1 protein-coding gene is annotated in these 1,144 nt (G+C 43.3%); it reads left to right on the forward strand.

What is annotated here, in order from left to right:
* Positions 1-16: 16 nt before the first annotated feature.
* On the forward strand, positions 17-1,144 hold a 1,128-nt coding region (locus tag CJO09_RS15550; RefSeq protein WP_245961362.1), incomplete at its 3' end, for a multicopper oxidase domain-containing protein.

Genomic DNA, 1,144 nt, shown 5'->3' on the forward strand with positions numbered 1-1,144 from the left:
TCCCTACTCATTCCTCATCAACGGATATGGTAGATATACGAATCGCACATCCAATGAGACCACTCCAACGCCATTGGCCACGTTTCACGTAAAAACTGGGTCATCCTATCGTTTCCGCGTAATTGATGCTGGCAGTATGGTCTGTCCTCACCTGATTCAAATCGAGGATCACAGTATGACTATCGTTTCAACAGACGGTAGCGACATTGTTCCGACAAACGTCGATGCACTAACAATGTTGCCCGGACAGCGAGTAGACTTCGTCCTTAACGCTACTAAAACCAGCAAATCATACTGGATTCATATTACGGGATTACCTCCCTGTGCTGGTGTTCCAATATTTACCGATCAGGTAGGCGTGCTGTCGTACGATACAAACTCTTCAGACATTGGAATTTATCCTGATTCTGAGGCACCAACGATGACCAATCCTCTACCATATACTTCTGTATTAAATCATCCAGAATGTAATGGGACTGCCAATAACCTTTGTGATGCCGATCTAAGAAGTCTTAACGACCCAAAGACAGGCGTCACCGCTAAATCGATTGTGAACTCGCGTAATGTTTACCAAGTGAATCTCAACTTTAGTCTGTACGAATGGACACCAGAACAGTTGCACGGAAGTGCATCGTTTCCTGACACGAAATACTATTCGTTTCATCAACTGGACAGAAGGACGTTACACAGTGGTGCCATTAACAACATAAGTTTCATATTTCCCGAAGAGGTATCGATGATGAACAGAAATAAGAACATATCAAATTCCTGTACACCATCTTTCATGACATCAAATTGTCTTGATAGTGAAATCTGCGAATGTGTTCATATAGTTAATCTTCCACAACGAAGCGTCGTTGAAATTATATTTAGGGACCTCTCGAATAACCCGGCTGTAGCTCATCCGTTTCATTTGCACGGATATAAATTCTATGTGATGGAAATGGTGGGGCAGAACGAAACTCTGAAGATGACTAACGTGCCAAGTGCAAATGGAATCCCGGCATTAAGGGATACTGTAATGATTAAGAGGGGTGGTGCTACTCGCGTTCGTTTTTACACTAACAATCCTGGGGATTGGTTTCTTCATTGCCATTTCTCGTGGCACGTGGAAACTGGAAGGGCTGCCATTATGATAGTCAAG

This window comes from Neopusillimonas maritima (assembly GCF_003576595.1).
Lineage (GTDB): Bacteria > Pseudomonadota > Gammaproteobacteria > Burkholderiales > Burkholderiaceae_B > Neopusillimonas > Neopusillimonas maritima.